21 protein-coding genes and 1 tRNA gene are annotated in these 21742 nt (G+C 66.5%); 11 read left to right on the plus strand and 11 right to left on the minus strand.

The genetic code is table 11. The features are described 5' to 3' along the window. The first annotated feature begins 181 nt into the window (after window positions 1–181). The 3 genes from AC1Q5A_RS13795 to AC1Q5A_RS13805 all read left to right on the plus strand — a co-directional run bounded on the left by AC1Q5A_RS13795 (window position 182) and on the right by AC1Q5A_RS13805 (window position 3451). The gene (locus AC1Q5A_RS13795; RefSeq protein WP_492701538.1) at window positions 182–2323 is read left to right on the plus strand and encodes a TonB-dependent receptor; all 2142 of its coding nucleotides are present in this window, start codon (window positions 182–184) and stop codon (window positions 2321–2323) included. Window positions 2324–2456: 133 nt separating this feature from the next. Next, on the plus strand, window positions 2457–3122 hold the full coding sequence (gene trhA / locus AC1Q5A_RS13800; RefSeq protein WP_492701540.1) for a PAQR family membrane homeostasis protein TrhA: 666 nt from the start codon (window positions 2457–2459) through the stop codon (window positions 3120–3122). Further along, window positions 3119–3451: a TfoX/Sxy family protein gene (locus AC1Q5A_RS13805; RefSeq protein WP_492701542.1), complete on the plus strand. Its 333-nt coding sequence runs from the start codon at window positions 3119–3121 to the stop codon at window positions 3449–3451. The genes trhA and AC1Q5A_RS13805 overlap by 4 nt, the downstream gene beginning before the upstream one ends. Window positions 3452–3454: 3 nt before the next feature. Here AC1Q5A_RS13805 and AC1Q5A_RS13810 read toward each other — a convergent pair whose 3' ends face one another. The 3 genes from AC1Q5A_RS13810 to AC1Q5A_RS13820 all read right to left on the minus strand — a co-directional run bounded on the left by AC1Q5A_RS13810 (window position 3455) and on the right by AC1Q5A_RS13820 (window position 6662). Then, window positions 3455–5227, minus strand: a complete 1773-nt coding sequence (locus AC1Q5A_RS13810; RefSeq protein WP_492701544.1) for a DUF885 domain-containing protein — start codon at window positions 5225–5227, stop codon at window positions 3455–3457. A gap of 64 nt (window positions 5228–5291) precedes the next feature. Beyond that, entirely contained in the window at window positions 5292–5774 is a 483-nt protein-coding gene (locus AC1Q5A_RS13815; RefSeq protein WP_492701546.1) for a DUF456 domain-containing protein, read from the minus strand. 111 nt (window positions 5775–5885) lie between these two features. Next, a complete protein-coding gene (locus AC1Q5A_RS13820; protein ID WP_492701548.1) occupies window positions 5886–6662 on the minus strand; it encodes a ferredoxin--NADP reductase in 777 nt (258 codons plus the stop codon). Window positions 6663–6891: 229 nt separating this feature from the next. On the opposite strand from AC1Q5A_RS13820, the gene dusA reads away from it, so the two are divergent. The 4 genes from dusA (at window position 6892) to AC1Q5A_RS13840 (ending at window position 10420) form a co-directional block, all read left to right on the plus strand. Continuing rightward, window positions 6892–7896, plus strand: coding sequence for a tRNA dihydrouridine(20/20a) synthase DusA (dusA, locus tag AC1Q5A_RS13825; protein ID WP_492701550.1), 1005 nt, complete (start codon window positions 6892–6894; stop codon window positions 7894–7896). 88 nt (window positions 7897–7984) lie between these two features. Beyond that, window positions 7985–8344, plus strand: a complete 360-nt coding sequence (locus AC1Q5A_RS13830) for a PepSY domain-containing protein (protein WP_492701552.1) — start codon at window positions 7985–7987, stop codon at window positions 8342–8344. Continuing rightward, window positions 8344–9036 (plus strand): response regulator transcription factor, encoded by a 693-nt coding sequence (locus AC1Q5A_RS13835; RefSeq protein ID WP_114345225.1) that lies wholly within the window; start codon window positions 8344–8346, stop codon window positions 9034–9036. The genes AC1Q5A_RS13830 and AC1Q5A_RS13835 overlap by 1 nt, the downstream gene beginning before the upstream one ends. After that, window positions 9002–10420, plus strand: a complete 1419-nt coding sequence (locus AC1Q5A_RS13840) for an ATP-binding protein (protein WP_492701554.1) — start codon at window positions 9002–9004, stop codon at window positions 10418–10420. Before AC1Q5A_RS13835 ends, AC1Q5A_RS13840 begins: the two co-directional genes overlap by 35 nt. Before the next feature lie 7 nt (window positions 10421–10427). Here the strand turns inward: AC1Q5A_RS13840 and AC1Q5A_RS13845 are convergent, their stop codons facing one another. Beyond that, entirely contained in the window at window positions 10428–11222 is a 795-nt protein-coding gene (locus AC1Q5A_RS13845) for a M90 family metallopeptidase (protein WP_492701556.1), read from the minus strand. A gap of 12 nt (window positions 11223–11234) precedes the next feature. Beyond that, window positions 11235–11558 (minus strand): hypothetical protein, encoded by a 324-nt coding sequence (locus tag AC1Q5A_RS13850; protein ID WP_492701558.1) that lies wholly within the window; start codon window positions 11556–11558, stop codon window positions 11235–11237. A 221-nt stretch (window positions 11559–11779) separates the two neighbouring features. On the opposite strand from AC1Q5A_RS13850, the gene AC1Q5A_RS13855 reads away from it, so the two are divergent. The 4 genes from AC1Q5A_RS13855 (at window position 11780) to AC1Q5A_RS13870 (ending at window position 14373) form a co-directional block, all read left to right on the plus strand. Next, window positions 11780–12757 carry a biotin--[acetyl-CoA-carboxylase] ligase gene (locus AC1Q5A_RS13855; RefSeq protein WP_492701560.1) on the plus strand — a complete coding sequence of 326 codons (978 nt, stop codon included), beginning with the start codon at window positions 11780–11782 and terminating at the stop codon, window positions 12755–12757. Then, window positions 12754–13512, plus strand: a complete 759-nt coding sequence (locus AC1Q5A_RS13860) for a type III pantothenate kinase (RefSeq protein WP_492701562.1) — start codon at window positions 12754–12756, stop codon at window positions 13510–13512. The genes AC1Q5A_RS13855 and AC1Q5A_RS13860 overlap by 4 nt, the downstream gene beginning before the upstream one ends. Window positions 13513–13544: 32 nt before the next feature. After that, window positions 13545–14237, plus strand: a complete 693-nt coding sequence (locus tag AC1Q5A_RS13865) for an SPOR domain-containing protein (protein ID WP_492701564.1) — start codon at window positions 13545–13547, stop codon at window positions 14235–14237. A gap of 60 nt (window positions 14238–14297) precedes the next feature. Beyond that, window positions 14298–14373, plus strand: a tRNA-Thr gene (locus AC1Q5A_RS13870). Between the two features lie 637 nt (window positions 14374–15010). Here AC1Q5A_RS13870 and AC1Q5A_RS13875 read toward each other — a convergent pair. The 6 genes from AC1Q5A_RS13875 to AC1Q5A_RS13900 form a co-directional block, all read right to left on the minus strand. After that, window positions 15011–15550, minus strand: coding sequence for a PaaI family thioesterase (locus AC1Q5A_RS13875; RefSeq protein ID WP_492701566.1), 540 nt, complete (start codon window positions 15548–15550; stop codon window positions 15011–15013). A gap of 91 nt (window positions 15551–15641) precedes the next feature. After that, the gene (locus AC1Q5A_RS13880) at window positions 15642–15857 is read right to left on the minus strand and encodes a hypothetical protein (RefSeq protein WP_492701568.1); all 216 of its coding nucleotides are present in this window, start codon (window positions 15855–15857) and stop codon (window positions 15642–15644) included. Window positions 15858–15992: 135 nt separating this feature from the next. Continuing rightward, window positions 15993–16799 carry an oxidoreductase gene (locus AC1Q5A_RS13885; RefSeq protein ID WP_492701570.1) on the minus strand — a complete coding sequence of 269 codons (807 nt, stop codon included), beginning with the start codon at window positions 16797–16799 and terminating at the stop codon, window positions 15993–15995. A 43-nt stretch (window positions 16800–16842) separates the two neighbouring features. Then, a complete protein-coding gene (locus AC1Q5A_RS13890; RefSeq protein WP_492701572.1) occupies window positions 16843–19905 on the minus strand; it encodes an efflux RND transporter permease subunit in 3063 nt (1020 codons plus the stop codon). Continuing rightward, window positions 19902–21032 carry an efflux RND transporter periplasmic adaptor subunit gene (locus AC1Q5A_RS13895; protein ID WP_492701574.1) on the minus strand — a complete coding sequence of 377 codons (1131 nt, stop codon included), beginning with the start codon at window positions 21030–21032 and terminating at the stop codon, window positions 19902–19904. The genes AC1Q5A_RS13890 and AC1Q5A_RS13895 overlap by 4 nt, the downstream gene beginning before the upstream one ends. A gap of 86 nt (window positions 21033–21118) precedes the next feature. Next, window positions 21119–21736, minus strand: a complete 618-nt coding sequence (locus tag AC1Q5A_RS13900) for a TetR/AcrR family transcriptional regulator (protein WP_492701576.1) — start codon at window positions 21734–21736, stop codon at window positions 21119–21121. Window positions 21737–21742 lie beyond the last annotated feature (6 nt).

The raw sequence follows: 21742 nt of genomic DNA on the forward strand, positions 1-21742 counted from the left end.
GGCGTGGATTCGCGGAGACCGGCGCGGTGCGGTACCCCGAAGCCGACCGTTGCGCAGCTTCCCGCACGACGTGGAAGGCGAAGTTGGAGCAATCGAAAGATCTTGCAAATGAGAATAAATATCAATATCGTCCAGTACCCAACCGGGCCGATGTGCCCGTCCGTCCACCCAAGGCAGCTCCATGTCCAATCCCAACCCTCTCGCTGCAGCGCTCGCCGTGGCGCTTCTTCTCGCGTTCGCCCCGCCAGTCGTCGCCGGATCCGCGCCGGGTCCGGAACAGGCCACCAATCTCAAGCCGATCAATGTCCGTGCGGCGAGCGTCGACAGCTACGCGGCGGCCGGCACGGACACGGCGACCCGGACGCGTTCCCTGCTGCGCGATATCCCGCAGTCGATCACGGTGGTGAGCGGCGACCTGATCCGCGACCTGGCGATGACGAGCATGGCCGACGCCGTGCGCTACATGCCCGGCGTCGGCATGGGGCAGGGCGAGGGCCACCGCGATGCACCGATACTGCGCGGCAACGGCTCCACGGCCGATCTGTTCATCGACGGCATGCGCGACGACGTGCAGTACTTCCGCGACCTGTACAATATCGAGCGGGTGGAGGCGTTGAAGGGGCCGAACGCGATGATCTTCGGTCGCGGCGGTTCCGGCGGTGTGCTCAACCGGGTCAGCAAGGTGGCCGATGGCCAGCAGCACCGCGAGCTGTCGCTGCAACTGGGCGAGCAGCAGCGCCGGCGCCTTACCGCCGACCTCGGCGAGGCGATCGGGGAGAATGCCGCGTTCCGTGTGACCGGGCTGTACGAGGATTCCGGGAGTTACCGCGATGGTGTCACGCTGAAGCGCTACGGCATCAATCCGACGCTCGCGTTGCGCGTCGGCGGGCACACCCAGGTGACGCTGGGCTACGAGCATTTCCGCGACGAGCGGGTCACCGACCGCGGCGTGCCGTCATACCGGGGGTTGCCGCTGCCCACCGCCGCCTCGACCTTCTTCGGCGATCCGCGGCGGAGCCCGACCTGGGTCACGGTGGACGCATTCAATGCCCTGGTCGACCACGATTTCGGCAACGGCGTGAGCTTGCGCAACCGCACCCGCTACGCCGATTACGACAAGTTCTACCAGAATGTATTCCCCGGTGCGGTCAACGCCGCCGGTACGCAGGTGTCGATCTCGGCCTACAGCAACGCCACCCGGCGCCGGAATCTGTTCAACCAGACTGATGTGACGTATGCACTGGTGACCGGCACAGTCCGCCACACCCTGCTCGGCGGAGCCGAGCTGGGCCGGCAGAGTACCGACAATCTTCGTCGTACCGGCTATTTCGGCGGGCCCGGCTTCGCCGCGACTTCGGTCAAGGTGCCGGTGTCGGACCCGCGCTACACGCTGCCGGTCGATTTCCGGCAGAGCGCGACCGACCCCAGCAATCACGGCATCGCCAAGGTCGCCGCGCTGTATCTCCAGGATCAGATCGAATTCTCGCCGCAATGGCAGGCGGTGCTCGGTCTGCGCTACGACCGCTTCACGGTCGATTTCCATGACAATCGCAGCGGCCAGGATTTCTCCAGCACCGACAACCTGGTGTCGCCGCGCGCAGGCCTGGTCTACAAGCCGGTTGAACCGCTGTCGCTGTACGCCAGCTACAGCATCGCCCACCAGCCACGTGCCGGCGAGCAGCTCACCTCGCTTACGCTGGGCAACCGCACGCTGGAGCCGGAGCGGTTCACCAACCGCGAACTCGGTGCGAAGTGGGATGTGAGCCCCGCGCTGGCGCTGACCGCGGCGGTCTACCGGCTCGACCGCAGCAACGTGGCCGTGACCAACCCGGCCTGGAACCCGGCGACCAATCCGGGCGTGCCGCAGTCGCTGCTGGTGGACGGCCAGCGCATCAAGGGCGTCGAGCTCGGATTCAGCGGCAGGCTGACTTCGGCGTGGAGCGTCATGGGCGGCTATGCCTGGCAGGAGGGCGAGATCACCAGGCCGTTGTCGCCGAGCCTCCCCGCCGGCACCCGGCTGGCGCAGTTGCCGAAGCACAGCGCTTCGCTGTGGAACCGCTACGACTTCAATCCGATGTGGGGTGCGGGTTTCGGCGCGATCCATCAAGGGTCGGTGTTCGCCTCCACCAGCAATAAGGTGACGCTGAAGAGCTACACCCGCTACGACGCGGCGGTGTTCCTGACGCTGAGTCCGCAGCTGCGATTGCAGCTCAATGTCGAGAATCTTTTCGACAAGCGGTATTGCGTCAGCGCGCACAACGACAACAACATCACCCCGGGTTCGCCGCGCGCGTTCTACCTGGGGGTGAACGTCAGGCTCTGAACCGGGGAGGCGGCCGTGGCCTCCGGCGGGAAGGGCATGTGGAAACGGCATGCATGCGAGGTTGTCGCCGGTAGGCAAGCGCCGGCGCGCCCGCTAAGGTGGGGGGACGAGAGCCGGCCCCAGGAGCGCTGCCATGTCCGCCACATCCGTCGCGGCGATTCCCCGTTACAGCTTCGGCGACGAGCTGGCCAGCAGCATCGTGCACGGCCTCGGCATCGTGCTCAGCATCGCCGGGCTGGCGACGCTGGTGGCGTTCGCCGCGCTGCACGGCAATGCGCTGACCGTGGTGGCCTGCGCGGTGTTCGGCACCTCGCTGGTGCTGCTGTACACCGCCTCCACGCTGTACCACTCGATTCCCGTGGCGGCGGCCAAGCCGGCGTTGCGCGCGCTCGACCACATCGCGATCTACCTGCTGATTGCCGGCACCTACACGCCGTTCACCCTGGTGGCCCTGCCGGGGACGTGGGGCTGGAGCCTGTTCGTGGCGGTGTGGGCGCTGGCGCTGGCCGGCAGTGCGCTGGAGCTGGGCCTGCTCGGGCGCCACCGCAAGCTGGCGGTGCTGCTGTACGTGGGCATGGGCTGGATCGGCATGGTCGCGTTCAAGCCGCTCAGCGAGCATCTGCAGACTGGTGGCATCGTGCTGCTGCTCGCCGGCGGGCTGGCCTACACGCTGGGCGTGCCGTTCTACCTGTGGCGGCGGCTGCCGTACCACCACGCGCTGTGGCACGGGTTCGTGCTGGCCGGCAGCGTGCTGCATTTCCTCGCCGTGCTGCTGTACGTGATTCCCGACCCGGCATGAGCATGCCGCCGGGCCTCGCGGCGCTGCGCCGTGAGCTGGAAGACGCGGCCACCCACCTGGGCCGGCCGCACGAGCTGCGCTTCCGGCCGATGTTCGGCGGCCTGATGGCTTACCTCGACGAGCAGCCGTGCGCCTGGCTGACGCCGGGCGGCCTGGCCCTGAAACTGGCGCCCGCCGACCAGCCGGCGCTGCTGCGGCTCGATGGCACCGCGCGGCTGGTCGCGAAACCCGGTGCGGCGCCGAGCCGGCACTACATCGTGCTGCCCGCTGCGCTCAGTCGCGACACCGTGCAGCTCGCCGGCTGGCTGGCGAAGAGCGCGCGGCGCTGATGCTCAGCGCTTGCGCTGCGCCGGCACGAACTGCGTGCGCACCGCCTCGGCCAGCTGCTCCGGCGGCAGCAGGCCCTGGCCGATCACGAAATCGTTGAAGGCCAGGCGGTCGAATTTCTGGCCCAGCGCCAGCTCGGTCTGCAGGCGCAACTGCTGCAGGCGCAGGTAGCCGTAGAAATATGCGTTGGCCTGGCCGGGCGCGCGGAACGTGTAGCGGCTGATTTCCTGCTGCGCCATCGCCTCGGACAGGCCGACCTCGTGGACCAGCACCTGGTGCGCACGCTCGGGCGTGATCAGGCCCAGGTTGAGCATCGGGTCGAGCCATGCGCGCGCGGCACGCAGCAGGCGTGCCTGCAAGGCGGCGAACTGGCCGGCCGGCGGCTCGTACGGCAGCATCTCGGACTCGGCATACAGCGCCCAGCCTTCCACGTTGACGCTGTTGAACGCGAACAGGCTGCGCGCCAGCGACACGCCGCGCTCGACCATCGCGGCGAACTGCAGCTCGTGGCCGGGCCGGCCCTCGTGCGCGGTGAGTGTCCACGCCGCGGCCTTGAAGGTGAAGTCGTCGTAGGCCTGGGTGTTGTCGCCGTTCTTGCCCGGGTTGCCCATGGTCAGCACGAAGGTACCCTGCTCGCCGTGGTTGTTGATGAACGGCGGCGGGTCCATGTGCGGCGCCGGCTGCGCCGCGGATTCGGCCTCCGAGGCCACCCGCATCTGCATCTTGCGCTGCGGCAGGGTGACGATGCGCTCGCGGCGGATGGTGTCCTCGATGTGGCCGAGCACCTCGCGGTACCACGGCTCCACCTGGTCCCTGCCCAACTGCTGTTTCTTCAGCGCCTTCAGCACGTCGCGATAGTCGGTGGCGTCGATGCCTTCGGCCTTCGCCACCACCGGCGCCAGCACCTGCATCATGCCGCGTAGCTCGACGAACTCCAGCTGCGCCTGTTCCATCAGCTGCTGCGGCGGGATGTCGATGCCGACCTGGCGCAGGTTGTAGGCATACAGCGGTTCGGGCAGGCGGAAATCGGCGCGCGCGCGCGGCAGCACGGTGCCGCGCACCCAGCCGTCGTACGCCTTCAGCTGCGTGTCCAGCGCATCCAGCGCGGCCTTGCCCTCGGCATCGTCCAGCTTGTACTTGGCGAACAGCTGGCGGATGCCCTCCACGTAGCGCGAGGTATTGGACAGCTTCTGCTCCACTTCACCCCTGTACGGGCCAAGCAGGGCCTTGTCGCCGAGCCTGGCGACGGTCTGCGCCTTCGCCAGCTCGGCGATCGGCGTGCAGCCGGGCGCCTTGCCTACGTAGCACTGCAACCGCTTCAGTGCCGACGGGCGGCGCGCGGCGGCCACGTCGTCCTTCAGCAGGCTGAATTCGCCACGGAACACCAGCTCGCCGACATCGGTGTACGGCAACAGGTACTGGCGGTCGAGGTCGATGCCCTCGATCCGCTCGGCGGCGGCCTTGATCAGGATCTGCAGGTCCTGCCGCACGTTGGCATCCTGCTCCGTGGCCAGCAAGCCCTGCAGTTTCGCCTTCGCCGCGACCAGCGCGGCGCGCGAGCGCTCGTCCACGCCGGGGCGGAGGTCGGCGACCTTGTCGTCGTAGCCGGACACGCCCACCTGCGAGGCGAACTCCGGCCTGAAGCGGGCGATCTGTTCGAGCAGGATCTGCGAGTCGGCGTTGCTGCGGGCGATCCAGGCCGGCGGTGCGGTCTGGGCGTGCAGCGAACCAGTCGCCGCCAGCAAGGCGGCGAAGGCGAAGGCGAAGCGTCTGGACATGGTGTTCTCCCTGGGGAAGCCCAAGCCTAGGCCGCCGCGCGTCCCGAGGGCATGTGCCGGAAGCTCAGCCGAACAGCATCGCCAGCCCGAACAGGCCCGCCATCACGAACGAGAGCACCAGTTTCACCAGGGTGCCGAGCAGCAGGCCCAGCCAGGTGCCGATGCCGACGTGGGCCGAGCGCAGCACGCTGGTGCCCGAGGCCAGCTCGCCGGCCAGCGCGCCGAGGAACGGCCCGAACAGCAGCCCGGGGATGCCGAAGAACATGCCGACCAGGGTGCCCATCCCGGCGCCCCACAGCGCCCGCTTGCTGGCGCCGACGCGTTTGGCGCCGAGCGTGCCGGCGACGAAGTCGACGATCACCCCGAGCGTGCCCAGCGCACCGATGAGCAGCAGCCACCACAGGCCCAGGTGCCGGTAGTCGTCCACCGCCGCAGCCAGCCAGATGCCGCCGAACAGCATCGGGATGCCGGGCAGGCTCGGCAGCACGGCGCCGGCCAGGCCGCCGGCGATCAGCAATGCGGCGAGTACGTACAGCGCGATGTCCATCAGGCAGGTTCCGTCGACAAGGCGATGGCATTGGAGCAGAAACGAGTGGAGAGGAGTGAGCAACGAGAGAAATCCGCGCACCGGTGGCACTTCCACGCGTTCCTCGTCCGGCTACTTCTCCACGAACGCCCGCTCGACCACGTAGTCGCCCGGTTCGCGCGTGCGCGGCGAGGCGTGGAAGCCGCGGCCGTCGAGCAGGGCGCCGAGGTCGCCCAGCATCGCCGGGCTGCCGCACAGCATCACCCGGTCGGTGGCCGGGTTCAGCGGCGGCAGGCCGGTGGCGTGGCCCATCGCGCCGTCGACGATCGCATCGGTGATGCGGCCGTGGTGGCGGAACGGCTCGCGCGTCACGGTGGGGTAGTAGATCAGCTTCTCGCGCACCAGTTCGCCCAGGTAGTCGTGCCGGGGCAGCTCGTGTTCGAGGTAATGCGCATAGGCCAGATCCTCGACCCGGCGCACGCCGTGGGCCAGCACGATGCGGTCGAAGCGCTCGTAGGTGTCCGGGTCGCGGATGATGCTCATGAACGGCGCCAGCCCGGTGCCCGTGCCGAGCAGGTACAGGTGCCGGCCGGGCTTGAGGTCGGTCAGCACCAGGGTGCCGGTGGGCTTGCGCGTGACGACCAGCGGGTCGCCGGGCTTGAGGTGCTGCAGGCGCGAGGTCAGCGGGCCGTTCGGCACCTTGATCGAGAAGAACTCCAGGTGTTCCTCCCAGCTGGCGCTGGCGATCGAGTAGGCGCGCATCAGCGGGCGGCCTTCCATTTCCAGCCCGATCATCACGAACTGGCCGCTGTCGAAGCGGAAACCGGGGTCGCGCGTGGTACGGAAGGAGAACAGGCTGTCGTTCCAGTGCCGCACGTCGATCACGTGCTCGGTTGCCATTGCCACCATGGTTGGTCGTCTCGCGTTGTTGCGCTGTCGGGTACCGGGGAAGTCGCATGCCAAGCCATCCGGCGGACCGGAGATGGGGACTCGCGGGGAGAGCGGCAACGGCCGCGGTGCCTTGCGAGCGCCGGAATGGACGCGGCGACAGCTGCGTAGGATACGCGAGCGGACCGCGCGGCGCCTGTGCCGGTCGCTCCGGGGCGAGCATCGGGCTGCCAGCCATTACAATGGCGGCATGTCCGGCTTGCCTTCACCACGAACCAGCGCTCTCCCCGCCGACGACTGGCGTGTGAGCGTCGCGCCGATGATGGACTGGACCGATCGGCACTGCCGCTACTTCCACCGCCTGCTGTCGCCGCGGGCGCGGCTGTACACCGAGATGGTGACCAGCGCGGCGCTGGTGCGCGGGAAGCAGCTGCGCCTGCTCGAGCACAGCCAGCAGGAGCATCCGCTGGCGCTGCAGCTGGGCGGCAGCGACCCGCACGAACTGGCGCAGGCGGCGCGCTTCGGCGCCGAGGCCGGCTACGACGAGATCAATCTCAACGTGGGCTGCCCGTCGGACCGGGTGCAGTCGGGCCGCTTCGGCGCCTGCCTGATGTACGAGCCGGCGCTGGTGGCCGACTGCGTGCAGGCGATGCGCGATGCAGTCGGCATCCCGGTGACGGTGAAGTGCCGCATCGGCGTGGACGACCAGGACGACTACGCCGGCCTGCAGCACTTCACGGGGCTGATGCTGGGAGCCGGCGTCGAGGTGCTGGTGGTGCATGCGCGCAAGGCCTGGCTGAAGGGCCTGTCGCCGAAGGAAAACCGCGAGGTGCCGCCGCTGGACTACGAGCGGGTGTACCGGCTCAAGCGCGAATTTCCCGCGCTGGCGGTGGTGATCAACGGCGGCATCACCACGGTGGCGCAGGTGCAGGCGCACCTGGCCCGGCTGGACGGAGTGATGCTGGGGCGCGCGGCGTACCACGATCCGTACCTGCTGGCGCAGATCGAGCATGCGCTGCACGGCGAGCCGTTGCCGGCCCGCGAAAGCGTGCTGCGGCAACTGCGGCCGTACATCGAGGCCGAGCTGGCGCGCGGGACCGCGCTGAAGCACATCAGCCGGCACCTGCTGGGCCTGTATCAGGGCGAGCCGGGTGCGCGCGGCTTCCGCCGCATCCTCAGCGAGGGCGCGCACCTGCCGGGCGCCGGCTGGGCGCTGATCGAGCGGGCGCTGGCGCCGCGCCCGCTGGTGGCGTGACAGCGCACGCCCGTCCGGTCAGTATTCAGCTGCGGTTCCCTAGGCTGAACGGCAACCGGAACCGAATCCGGATGGAATCCAGGCAACGATGTCGAAGCAACGCCTCCCGCTGGTCCTGACGCTGCTGCTGATCGCAGGCGGCGGCGTGCGTGCGGCCCAGCCGTCCGGGCCGCCATTGACCCTGGAGCAGGCGGTGGCGAAGGTGCAGCGGGAGACCGGCGGCAAGGTGCTTTCGGCCGATCCACGCAAGTTCGGCCGCCATACCGAATACCGCATCAAGGTGCTCGATCCGGACGGCCACGTGCGGGTGGTGGCGGTACCCGCCGAGGTTCCCCGGAGTGGTCCGTCGGCGGCGTCGCCGGTCGAGTCGCCCCGGGGCAATTTGCCACCGGTCAACTCGAATCTGCGTCCGGCCATCATCGACTTAGGCAACAGAGGGAGACACTAATGCGCATCCTGTTGGTGGAGGACGAGGCGCCGTTGCGCGAGACGCTGGCGGCACGCCTGAAACGCGACGGCTTCGCCGTCGATGCGGCGCAGGACGGCGAGGAGGGCATCTACCTCGGCCGCGAGGTGCCGTTCGACCTGGCGATCATCGACCTGGGCCTGCCCAAGATGTCCGGCATGGAACTGGTCAGGGCGCTGCGCGAGCACGGCCAGCGCTACCCGATCCTGATCCTGACCGCGCGCGGCAGCTGGCAGGACAAGGTCGAGGGGCTCAAGCACGGGGCCGACGACTATCTGGTCAAGCCGTTCCACGTCGAGGAACTGCTGGCGCGCATCAACGCGCTGGTGCGCCGCGCCAGCGGCTGGTCGAAGCCGGTGCTGGCTTGCGGCATGATCAAGCTGGACACCACCGCGCAGACGGTGACGGTGGAAGGCAAGCCGGTCGATCTCACCAGCTACGAGTACAAGGTGCTGGAATACCTGATGCTGCACGCCGGCGAACTGGTCTCCAAGGCCGACCTCACCGAGCACATCTACCAGCAGGATTTCGACCGCGACTCCAACGTGCTGGAAGTGTTCATCGGCCGGTTGCGGCGCAAGCTCGACCCGGAAGGCACCCTCAAACCCATCGAGACGGTACGTGGACGCGGATACCGCTTTGCCATACCACGCACTGACGGCGACGACGAGTGAGGCAAAGCCGCCGCGCCGCCCGCTGTCGCTGGCGGCGCGTGCGGCGATCGCCACCAGCTTCGTGCTGGCCGGGTTTCTGGGCCTGGTCGGGCTGACCCTCACGCAGACCAACAAGGCGCGTGCGCTGCAGACGCTGCATGATCGTCTCGAGAACTTCGCAATCGCGTACATCACCAACACCGACGTCAACCGGTACGGCCGGCTGCTGCCGCCCGACACGCCGCCGGATCCCAACTTCTCGCGGCCGGGGTCGGGCCTGTACGCGGTGGCGATCGGCGACGGCTTCCACTGGGAATCGTCGTCGGCGATCGGGCGCGACTTCACCTTCCTGAAGCAGCTGAAGCCGGGGCAGGGCCAGTTCGTCGGCCCGATCGACACGCGCATGGGGCGGCTGTACTACTACAGCTACGGCGTGGCGTTCGACACGCCGGACAGGAAAGCCGTGCGGCTCACCATGATGGTGGCGCAGACCGAGGACCAGCTCGAAGGCGAGAATGCGGTGTTCCGCCACACCCTGGTGATCTGGCTGTCGATCCTCGGCGTGATGCTGATCGTGCTGCAGCTGCTGCTGCTGCGCTGGAGCCTGACCCCGCTGCGCGAGGTGGCCAGCGACATGAGCCGGGTCGAGCGCGGCGACAGCGAGCAGCTGGACAGCCAGTACCCGCTGGAGCTGACCGGCCTGACCGAACGCATCAACGCGTTCATCACCAACGAACGCGAGCAGCGCACGCGCTACCGGCACACGCTGGCCGACCTGGCACACAGCCTGAAGACGCCGCTGGCGGTGATCCGCTCGCAACTGGAATCGCCGACCGCGGGCGACGAGGCGGCGCGGCGCGCCAGTGTGCTCGACCAGGTGCGGCGGATGAACGAGCTGGTTGCCTACCAGCTGTCGCGCGCGGCTACCTCGGGCCGGCAGACGTTCGCCAGCGCGGTGCCGATCGCCGGCCATGCCGAAGACCTGGTGCAGGGCCTGGAGAAGGTCTACGCGGCGAAGAACGTGCTGTGCGAATTCGACATCGAGGACGGCGCGGTGTTCTACGGCGAGCAGGGCGACTTGCTGGAACTGATGGGCAACCTGCTGGAGAACGCGTTCAAGTGGGCCGCCCACCGCGTGCTGCTGGTGGTGAAGGTGCGCGCGCAGGCGGGGCGGCAACGGCCGGGCCTGTGGCTGAGCGTGGAAGACGACGGCCCCGGTATCGCCGAGGACAAGATCGAGAAGGTGCTGCAGCGCGGCGTGCGCGGCGACGAGCGGGTGCAGGGTCACGGCATCGGCCTGTCGATCGTGCAGGACATCGTGCACGCCTACCGCGGCGAGCTGGTGGTCGACCGCTCGCCCGAGTTCGGCGGCGCGCGCTTCAGCGTGAGCCTGGCGGCGAGCTGAGCCGGGCTCAGCTCGCGCGGCAGAAGCCGGCCGGTTCGCAGCCTTCGGCCGGCGAGCGGCCGTAGAACATTTCCAGCAACTCGGCGACTGCGGGCTCCGTCTCGCGCAGCAGCGCCGGCTGCGAATAGTGCAGCTCGCTGACCACGGCGAAATACTCGGCGGCGCTCTCGGTGGCGTAGTGGTCGATCGGGCTGTTGTAGCCGCCTTCCGGCAACGCGGCCAGCCGGTCGTAGGCCTTCTGGAACTGCTGGATCCAGCGCCGCCGCGGGATGTCCAGCAGCGGCGGCACGCCGTCGGGCGGCCCATCGAGCATGTCCAGCTTGTGCGCCATCTCGTGCACGACCACGTTGTAGCCATCCCACGGCTGCTCCAGGTCCAGCTGCACGTCGGCCAGCGACAACACCAGCGGGCCGTGTTCCCATGCCTCGCCGATGCGGATCTCGTCGCCCTCGGTGACCACGCCGGTGCGGTCGTCGTGATGGCTGCGGCGCACCTTGAACTCGCCCGGATAGATGAGCACTTCGCGCCAGCCGCGCAGGCTGGCCGCGCCCTGCTGCAGTGCCGGCAGGCAGGCCTGCATGGCGATCAGCAGGCGCCAGTAGTCGTCCAGCACGGCGCCGGCCAGCGCGTGGAAGCGCTTGCGCGCGAGGAACAGCGCGGAGAGCTGGCACAGCTGCTGCTGCCGCGCCGGCTCCAGGCGGCGCGCCAGCGGGCAAGCGGCGATGGCGCGCCGCCACAGCGGATCGGCAATCGGTGCGGGTTCAAGACGCGCCCGCAGGGATTGCCACCAAGGCCCCGGCATGACGCCGAGCGCTTACTGGATGGACCCAGGCAGCAGCGATTGCCAGCCCAGATGCGGCCGGCGGGTTGACGCCGGGGCGGAGGAGGTGCCGCCGGAATGATCATTGCTGTTGCCGGAACCGCCGCCGGAGCCGTCGCGGCTGTCGGTCTGCGGGCAGTCGCGGGCCAGCCCCACGGCATCGCCGCCGCTGCCGCTGCTGCCGTCGCGGCTGCCGACGCCGTCGAGCGCGGCGTGCGACGAGTTTTCCAGGTCCTGGGTGCCTGCGCTTGCTGCCGCGGCGCCGCCGATCCCGGCGATGCCCAGGGTGCAACCGATAAGCCAGTGGGTGATACGCATGGCGATCAAACTCCTTGACCTCGCAAGCGAAGATCCTGATCGTCGCAGAAACACCGGCACCCTGCCAGTGCTGCCGCCGCACCGGAGGCGGGGTCGGACATGGCTGGCGGATGCCGCATGGCGGGCCGCCCGGGCTAGAATCCGCCGATGTTCAGCCCGATCCGATCTGCATCACTCTCCCGCCGCCGGCCCGCCACCGCCCTCGCACGCAGGGCGTGCTGATGCAGCCGGCGCAGTTGCTGGCGCTGCTGGCCGATGGCGCACCCTTGTCCGGCGCCCGTCTCGCCGGGCAAGCCGGGATGACCCGTGCGGCGATCTGGAAACAGGTCGAGGCGTTGCGTGCCCGTGGCGTGCCGATCGAGGCGCGCGGCGTGGCCGGTTACCAGCTTCCGTGGCCGTTGCAGATGCTCGATGCCGCGCGGATTCGCGCCGCCCTGCCGGCGGCGGAGGCGCACGCGCTGGGTGCGCTGGAGGTGCACTGGGAGCTGGATTCCACCTCCAGCGAGCTGCAACGCCGCGGCGCCGCAGCCGGGGATTTCAGCGTGGTGCTGGCCGAGACGCAGAGCGCCGGCCGCGGCCGGCGCGGCCGCGAGTGGCTGTCGCCGCCGGGGCTCAATCTCTACATGTCCTGCCTCAAGCGTTTCGATGCGGGCTTTGCCGCGTTGAGCGGGCTGTCGCTGGCGGTCGGGGTGATCGTGCTGCGTGCGCTTGAGCGCCTCGATATCGCCGGCGCAGGCCTGAAATGGCCGAACGACGTGCTGGCTGCCGCGGGCGGCAAGCTGTGCGGCATCCTGGTCGAGCTGAGCGGCGAGTACCAGGGGCCGTGCGCGGCGATCATCGGCATCGGCCTCAACCTGCGGCTGACTCCGGCACTGCGCGCGCAAGCGGGCCAGCCGGCCAGCGATCTCGCCAGCCTGGCCGGCGGCGTCCCGCCGGACCGCAACCGTGTGGCGGCGGCGCTGATCGCGGCGCTGGTCGAGGGTCTGGAGCAGTTCGAGCGCGACGGTTTCGCCGCGTTCCGCGCCGACTACGCCAGGTACGACCTGCTGCATGGGCAGCCGCTGCAGCTGAGCGGCGCGCTGGGTGCGTTCGGCGGCGTCGGCGCGGGCGTGGACGCACATGGCGCCCTGCAGCTGCGCATGGCCGACGGCAGCGTGCGGCGGATCGACAGTGCGGATGTCACGGTGCGTCGTTCATGAGGCTGCTGCTCGATCTGGGCAACACCCGGCTGAAGTGGGCGCTGCAGGCGCAGGCGGAGGGCTGGCTGGCGCGCGGCGCGGTGGACTGGCGCGATGACGCGGCACGCGTGCTGGAGGCGGCCTGGACCGGTCTGCCGACGCCGCTGCGGTTGATCGGTGCATCGGTCGTCGACGCCGCGCGCGAGGCGCAGGTGGCGGCCGTGGCGCAACGCTGCTTCGGCCATGCGCCGGCATGGCTGCGCACGCCGGCCGAGGCCTGCGGTGTGCGCAATGCGTACGCCGAGCCGGCACGGCTGGGCGTCGATCGTTTCCTGGTGATGGTCGCGGCGCATGCCGGTGGCCACGCGCCCTGCGTGCTGGCCGGCGTCGGTACCGCGCTCACGCTGGACGCGCTGGCGGCCGACGGGCAGCACCTGGGTGGGCTAATCGCGCCGGGCCCGCAGCTGATGCAGCAGTCGCTGCGGGACGCCACGGCGCAGGTGCGGCCGGGACGACCCGGCGCGATCGTGGATCTGGCCGACAACACCGCCGACGCGGTGGCCTCGGGTTGCTGGCAGGCGGCGGCCGCCCTGGTCGAGCGATTCGCGTTGCGCGCGGCGCCGCGGTTTGGCGTTGCTCCCGAACTGATCATTGGCGGCGGCGATGCGGCGTCGTTGCTGCCGCTGCTGTCGCTGCCGGCCCGGCTGAGCCACGACGGCGTACTGCGCGGCCTGGCGGTATGGGCGAATGCGTCCGAGGCCGGTGGCGCCCTCTAGAATGACGACGGTTGCCGGCTGATGGGGGTCCGATGTTGCTGCGTCTGCTGTTCGTTCTGTTGATCGCGCTGAATATCGCGGTAGGCGCATGGCTGCTGCTGGGGCAACCGTATGCCCGTGGCGGCAGCCCCAGCGATCCGGGCGTGGCGCAACTGCGCCTGCTGTCGGAGTTGCCGCCGCCGGCCCAGACCGTGTCGCCGGCCGCCGCGCCACCCGTCGTTGCCGCCGCCGCGCCGCCCGTCGTTGCCGCCGCGGCGCCGCGCAACCCCAGCTACAGCTGCCTCGCACTGGGGCCGTTCGCCACCCCGCAGGACCTGCGCAATGCGCGGCAGGCCCTGGCTGCACAGGCCACGCGCATGCGCTCGCGGCAGGAGCAGACCAGCCAGACCAGCGGCTGGTGGGTCTACCTGCCGGCGGCGAGCAGCCGCGCCCAGGCGCTGGAAACCGCCAGGCAGCTCGCCGCGCACGACATCGGCGACTACTTCGTGGTCAACTCCGGCGACCAGCCCAACACGATTTCACTAGGCCTGTTCCGGGATCCGGCGAATGCGCGCAAGCGCCGCGACGAGGTCGCCGCAGCCGGCTTTCCGGCCCGCATGAGCGAGCGCAGCGAGAACGTACCCGAATACTGGTTGGATCTGGTGGTCGCCGACGGCGGCAACTTCGACTGGCGCAGCCATGTCCGTGCCAACGGCGTCGGCTCGCACAGCACCGTCTGCTTCTGACCAGCCATGGATCGGCCGCCGAGCGTGCCGCCACGCGGCCTGCTAGAATCCGCCACCTCCGCCGGCATAGCTCAGTTGGTAGAGCAACTGATTTGTAATCAGTAGGTCCCCAGTTCGAATCCGGGTGCCGGCACCAGTAAAAACAGGCGCTTAGATAGCCTAAGTGCCTGTTATTAATTGTTGGGGGTCCGGTCATGTCTCCCCCTTGTCTCCCCCCAGGGGCTCATCACATGGGCTTTTCCACGGATTCCCATGGCTCTTCATGTCTCCCCCTGGATTTTTCCCTGGCTCCCCCCGTTGGGCGTTTTTCTACCCTGACCCGCGCCTAAGCACATCCCTTGGGACGGCCGACGTTTGCCCAGGCGCGGGTGGTGGTGTGATGGGGGCTATTCGAACAGGGACCTAACGGTATCCTTTCGGCTGGCGACTGGACGCTGGATCGACGACTTGGCGAAGCTCACCCAGATCACTGAAAACGGGCGCGTCCGACCGCTTCGGAAGGAAGAGGAGCGGAAGGACATGCCGCCTGGCACCAGCTTTGCGTTCGAACTCGTGCCTGGCCGTGGCGAGGTGGTCATGGCGGCGTACATCCCGTCGTCGGTAGGTCGCCGACCAATATGATCAGCCGAAGGCCGCCGTCGATCGGCAGAATTCGACCCTTTCCTGCCGGCCGCGAACGTCTGCTTTCAGGACTCGTGCATCCCGGATAGCCACAACAGCCAAGTGAGCAATGGGCGGAGTCGGTGGGCATTGGGTTTCAGCGCGACTTGGTTTCAAGCCATCGGCATGTCGAAGACGAAGCACGTCGTGGTCGCATGGGCGTATAGCTTGCCCTGTTCGTCTTCAATGCGGGCCTCGGCCGTGGCGATCTGTCGGCCGCCGTGAATCACCGTGCCCACCGCGCGCAATGGACCGGTCTTGTGCGAGGCTGGCCGCACGATGTTGATGCTTAGTTCGGCCGTCGTATAGGAACGCCCAGGCGGCAGTGTGCTCTGCACTGCGCAGCCCAGGGCCGAGTCCAGCAGCGTGGCAAACCAGCCACCGTGCACCGTGCCCAGCGGGTTGTAGTGCTGCGCCAACGGGATGCCCTGAAACACAGCGCGACCATGTTCCACCTCCAGCAACGTCATGTTCATGGTCTCGTTCATTGGAGGGTACGGCAGCTCGCCAGACATCATGGCGTGGAGAATTTCGCGCCCGCTCTTGCCGGCAAGCTGTTCCATTCGGGCGACGCCAGGTTTGCCGCCACCAGCAATCGAACGTCGTTGCGAAGCTTCCTGCTGAGCGGCCCAGTCAATTGTCGTTACGCCCATTGGAGTCTCCGGGTAATCAGGTGCGCCAAATTTGGGGGAACAAAGCTCACGGAGCTTTCAGTTCTTGCACCGCAAAGCGCCATGGATGTCGCTACAGCCAGATAGGGGCGTCGGCTCGACCAACAGCCAATTTGAGCTGCGCCACTTCATGTTCCAAGCTTGAAATGCGCTTTTCGTAGTACTCATGGGTGCCTTCAAAATAAGGCGACGATTCAAACATCAAGATCGTGTCAAGAAAACGGCGCCATAGCGAACGGTTGCCAGCGTTGCCTCGCGTGCTCTCGGCATTGTCAATTTTGTTGGACATAAGTGCTCCGTGAAGTGCGTGCACCTCGATGGGGTCCATTGACCACTCGGGCAACGTGTTTCCCAGGGTGCTGCTGGAAAACCCCAAATCACTACGCGATGCGGCTGTGACCACAAGACCTCGCGTGCGAGGTACTCAGGCAAGTCCAAATGTTTTCCTCAGGCTCCCATCGACGGGGCCGGCAGGCATGAAGCGGCGCAATTTGCGCAGGAGAGAGGCTTCACCTTTCGGAGTACGCCGCATGCGCCATGCACCCAAAGCCGCATCGACAATCGTGGTTGCGACACCGTTGGGCTCTGGTGCGTCGTTGACATTTTTCTGAATGGCGCGGGACACGATGTCGCGCTCATCGTCATAGGCTGAAATCTTGGAAGCCGCATGCGGCGCGTTCATGTCCAGATTGGTTCTGGTGTAGGAGGGCTCGACCAGCACCACTCGGATACCGAACTTGCGCACCTCATGGTCCAAGGTCTCAGACATGCCCTCGACAGCATGCTTGGAAGCCGAATACAAGCCCATATATGGCGCCGGAAGGAAGCCCAGCACCGAGCTGACGTTGACGATTCTTCCCGAACCATGCGAGCGCATGTGCGGAAGTACTGCCTGGGTTGTGCGCAAGATGCCTAAAACGTTGGTATCGAACAGCGACTGGGCTTCGGCAATCGAAGTTTCTTCCGTCGAGCCGATGAGGGTCACGCCCGCACTGTTGACAAGCACATCGATCCGCTTGGCCAGCGTGATAATTGCCTCGATGCCTTGTCGCACGGAAGCATCGTCGCGAATATCCATCTTGACCAGCACAACGCCCGCTATGCCCTGTGCTTTTGTCGTGTTGCGCACGGTGCCGAATACCTTGCACCCCCGCTGGGCAAACTTCTCCGCCGTGGCACGTCCGATGCCCGATGACACGCCGGTGATGACGACAACTTTGGAAGTGGACATGATTGTTCCTTCGTATAGGGAATAAGTGGGGAAGGACGGCAAATCAATCCGGCGTGGGGACGGGCCTGATCTTGAACCAGATGGCATACATGGCCGGCAGGAACACCAGGGTCAAAATCGTGCCTGCAAACGTGCCGCCGATCAGCGTGTAAGCGAGGGTTCCCCAAAACACTGAGTGAGTCAGTGGGATGAAGGCCAGGATCGCCGCCAACGCGGTCAAAATGACCGGTCGTGCACGCTGTACGGTCGCCTCGACCACTGCCTCGAAAGGCGCCAGCCCTGCTTCGATGTTGTCCTTGATCTGCCCGACGAGAATCAGAGAATTGCGCATCACGATGCCGGAGAGTGCGATCAGGCCAACCAGGGCATTGATGCCGAACGGCTGGTTGAACAGCAGCAAGGTCGGCACTACGCCGATGAGGCCGAGCGGACTGGTCGCAAACACCATGATCATGGTGGCCATTGAACGTACTTGCAGGATGATGATCAGAAGCGTCAACGCGATCATGATCGGGAGGAGCGGCACGATGGCAGCCGTGGCTTTACCCGACTGTTCAATAGCACCGCCTTCTTCGATCCGGTAACCGTCCGGCAGCCTGGCGATGATCGGTTGCAGCTGCTTCAGTATGGCCGTGGATACGTCCGGTGGTTGCAACCCATCTGCAATATCGCCGCGCACGGTGATGGTCGATGTGCGGTCTCGCCGGCGCAGGATGGGATATTCCATTCGTACATCCACGGTGCCGATCTGCGAGAGCGGAACGCGCTGGCCAGCTGATCCTTCCAAAGTGAGGCCGTTGATCTTCGCCGGATCCAGGCGGATGTCGCCCGCCGCACGCGCGACAACTTCCACCGAGCGGATGTCCTCGCGAACCGCTGTGACAGGGATGCCGGTGAGCAGGAACTGCAACTGCTGGGCGACCGCACTCGAACTCAGACCCACCGCCTGCAACCGGTTCTGATCCAGGGCGAGGTGCAATGTTGGTACGCGTTGTCCCCAGTCGGTATTGACGGTGTGCATCATCGGGCTTGCGCGCATGACGGCTTTGACCTGCGCAGCAATCGCACGAAGCTTGTCCGGGTTCGGGCCCATCACGCGGAACGCCACGGGATACGGCGAATACGGGCCGAACACCAGTTGGGTGACTCGTACTTGCGCTCCCGGTGCGAGACCATCAGCGATGGCCCGACGCAGACGAACCTCGAGGGCATCGCGTTCGTGTTCGCTGTCGGTCCGAATCACCATCTTTGCGAAGGATGGATCGGGTAGTTCGGGTGCCATGGCGAGATAGAAGCGAGGCGCGCCCTGGCCGATGTAGGAGGTGACGATCTTCGCCGCCTTCTGCTTCGCCAGCCATGCCTCGACCTTGGCCGTTGCGGCGCTGGTCTGCTCGATGGACGAACCGTAGGGCAACTGCACTTCGACCAGCACCTCGGGGCGGTCGGAAGTCGGGAAGAACTGCTTCTTCACCACGCCCATGCCAAGTCCGGCCAGCAGGAGTAAGCCGACGACGATGCCGGCCACCAGCCACTTGTGCTGAATGACCCGCCCCAGCACACGGCGGAAGCGGTTGTAGTTCGGCGTGTCGTAGATGGCCTCATGACCACCTTCAGACTTGGGGAAGTCTGGCAACATCTTCACGCCGAGATAGGGTGTAAAGACCACCGCGACGATCCAGGAGATGATCAGCGCAATGCCCACGATCCAGAACATGTTGTGGGTGTATTCACCCGCCGTGGATCGGGCGAAGCCGTTGGGCACGAAACCCACGGCCGTGACCAGAGTACCGGCCAGCATGGGCGCGGCCGTATGGCTCCACGCATAGGCGGAAGCTTTGACCCGGCTGTAGCCTTCCTCCATTTTCACCACCATCATCTCGATGGCGATGATGGCGTCATCCACCAGCAGGCCAAGCGCGAGGATCAGTGATCCGAGGGTGATGCGGTCGAAGTCCTTGCCCGTGGCCGCCATGACAACGAATACCGCGGCCAGCGTCAACGGAACCGCTGCGGCGACCACCAGGCCGACACGCCAGCCCATGCTCACAAAGCACACGAGCATCACCACCAGCAGGGCGATGAAGAACTTGAGCATGAATTCGTTGGTGGCCAACTTGATGTTGACGGACTGGTCGGTCACCTTGCTCAGGCTCACACCCAGCGGCAACCCTGCGTTGATTCTGGTTACTTCATGATCCAGCGCCTTGCCCAGGTCCAGGCCGTTCCAGCCGTCACGCATCACGACACCCAACAGCAGCGCCGGCTTGCCATTATTGCGAACCAGAAACGTGGCGGGATCTTCGTAGCCGCGCTTCACGGTGGCGACATCGGACAGCTTCAGCGTCCGCCCATGCGCCACAATCGGTGTGTCGCGGATCTGCTGCAGTTTGTCGTAGGCGCCATCCAGGCGAATGAAAACTTGCGGCCCCTGGGTGTCGATCGATCCTGCGGGAGTGAGAAGGTTCTGGTTGTTGAGCGCCGCGAAAATAGCCTGTGGCGTGACGCCCATTGTCGCCAGGCGGTCGTGGGAGAAAGATACAAAGATGCGTTCGGGCTGTTCGCCGATGAGGTTGACCTTTTCCACGCCCGAAACGTGGAGCAAGTCTTGGCGCAGCGTCTCCGCCTCACGTATCAGCAACCGCTGTGGCTCACCTTGCGCCTGCAAGGCGAACAGCGCAAAGGTCACATCCGAGAACTCGTCGTTCACTAGTGGGCCGATGACGCCAGCCGGCAGGTTGGGTACCTCGTCGTGGAGCTTCTTGCGCGCCTGGTAGAACTGTTCCTGCACTTGCGCTGGCGGTGTACTGTCGCGCAGTTCCACCGTCGTGAAGGCCAGGCCCGGGCGGGTAAAGGTCTCCGTGTGGTCATACCAGCGCAATTCCTGCATGCGCTTTTCCAGTGGATCGGCGACCTGATCCTGCATCTGCTGGGCCGTCGCACCGGGCCACGCCGTGATGACGACCATCGACTTGACGGTGAAAGGTGGATCTTCAGCGCGACCCAGTGTGAGGAAGGCGATGATGCCCGCTACCGAGATCAGGATGATCAGGAACAGCGTGATGGAACGTTCGCGGACGGCGAGCGCCGAGAGGTTGAAACCGCTCATTGCAAGCCTCCACGATCCATGATCGCCGCCGTAGTTGTAGCCAGCGGTGTGGCGCGGACTTTCTCGTCCCCATGCAACAACTGGGCACCGAGCGCCACCACCGGATCGCCCACCTTGAGGCCGCCAGAGAGATCCTCAATACGCGCGGTTTCGTCGGTCAGACCAAGTAACTTGACGGAGCGCCATGCGACCTGCGCGGGATGCCCCGTGACCACCCAGACGCCTGCTCCTTCTCCCGGGTCTAAAACAGCACCTATCGGGACCTGCAAGCCCGCCTGCGCCGAACTCGCCGTTGCCGGTATCCAGAGGGTGACCGTGGCACCGAGTGGCGCATGGGCCAGTGCGCCGGTGAGGACATAGCGCGCCTCGTAGGTGCGTGTCGAAGGATCTGCTGCATCCGAAAGCTGCCGCAACTTCGTCGGGACGGCTGGCTGATCTTGGCCGTATTGCCTGGCCTCACTCTGGGAACCGATCGCCGGACGCAGCGTTTCGGGCAGGTGGACGATGGCTTCGCGGGGGCCGGCGTGTGCGAGGCGCACCACGACCTGCCCGGCGCTGACAACCTGGCCTGGCTCGGCCGTTGTGTCCACCACAACGCCATCGGCATCAGCCCGCAGCTCCGCGTAGCTGGATGCGTTCTTCGCCACGTCAGCTTGCGCTTCGGTGGCGGCGAGTTGGGCCCGGGCGGAATCAGCTGACGCCTTGATCTGGTCATAGGCCGACGCTGATATCGCGCCGGCGGCCACCAGACCGCGATAACGGGCTTCATCATCGGCGGTCTGCTTCGCCCGCGCGCGAGCCGCGGCAACGGACTGAATCTGTGCAGATGCATCCAGTCGCAGGTCGATCGGATCGATGCGCATCAGTACCTGGCCGCGCTTGACCGTCTGCCCCGTATCGACCAGACGCTGCAGCACCTTTCCCGAGACACGAAAACCCAGGTTGCTCTGCACCCGGGCAGCCACGACGCCGGTGAATGAGAGCGCCATGGTAGGCGCCACCGTGACAGGCGCAACCCCGACCAGGGGAGCCTCGGTGCGCGGATCGGAAGCATGCCCGTTGCCGCATGCCGTCAGGGCAAGGGGCAGCAAGCAGATGACGAATGAAGCAAGTAGGCGATGGCGCATGAGGTCCTTTTCCTATCAAAGGCAGGACCTGATCTTCATACTTGTGACTAATTAAGTCAATAGTCACTACACATCTTTTTTTCCGGCTATGGCGCCAAACTGCGCAGAATCAGACCGGAAAGCTGGACCGTGGCTTCGGCGGCGAGGTCCAGATTGTGCTGCAGCAGGAGCGGATCGACGTAGGGACGCATCACCAGGTAGATGGCGTTGGCAGTCTCGTCCAGGGGGGTCTTGCGCTCGAATTCGCCTGAGTTGCGGCCATCGACGATGACTTGCGCAACGAGCTTCCTGACGTGGTCTTCGTAAGTGCGCACCGAGGGCCATGGCCCGCTGGCAGCTGCCGCCGCAATGTCGTAGAGCTTGCGTTCGTGGAAGAACAGGTTACTGCCGCCCTCTACCAATGCGGCAAACATTCGGCGCAATCGCTCGGACGCGCTGGGAGCGGAGGACATGGCCTCGTCCACCGCCTTCATGATCGTATTCAGACAGTCGGCACAGATGACTTCGCCGATCGCCTGCTTGGAGCCAAAGAACTTGTAGATGTAAGCCTTGGAAAAGCCGATGGCCTTGGCCAGGTCGGAAACCGTGGTCTTCTCATAGCCGTAATGGCTGAAGTGTTCGGCGGCCGCTTCGACGATTTGGGTGCGAACCTCATGGTCCGACGGTCCCCGCGGTGGCGGGGCAACAGGAGGGATCTTGTTCATGCCATG

This window comes from Rhodanobacter sp. GW835-FHT13D09, assembly GCF_058793995.1.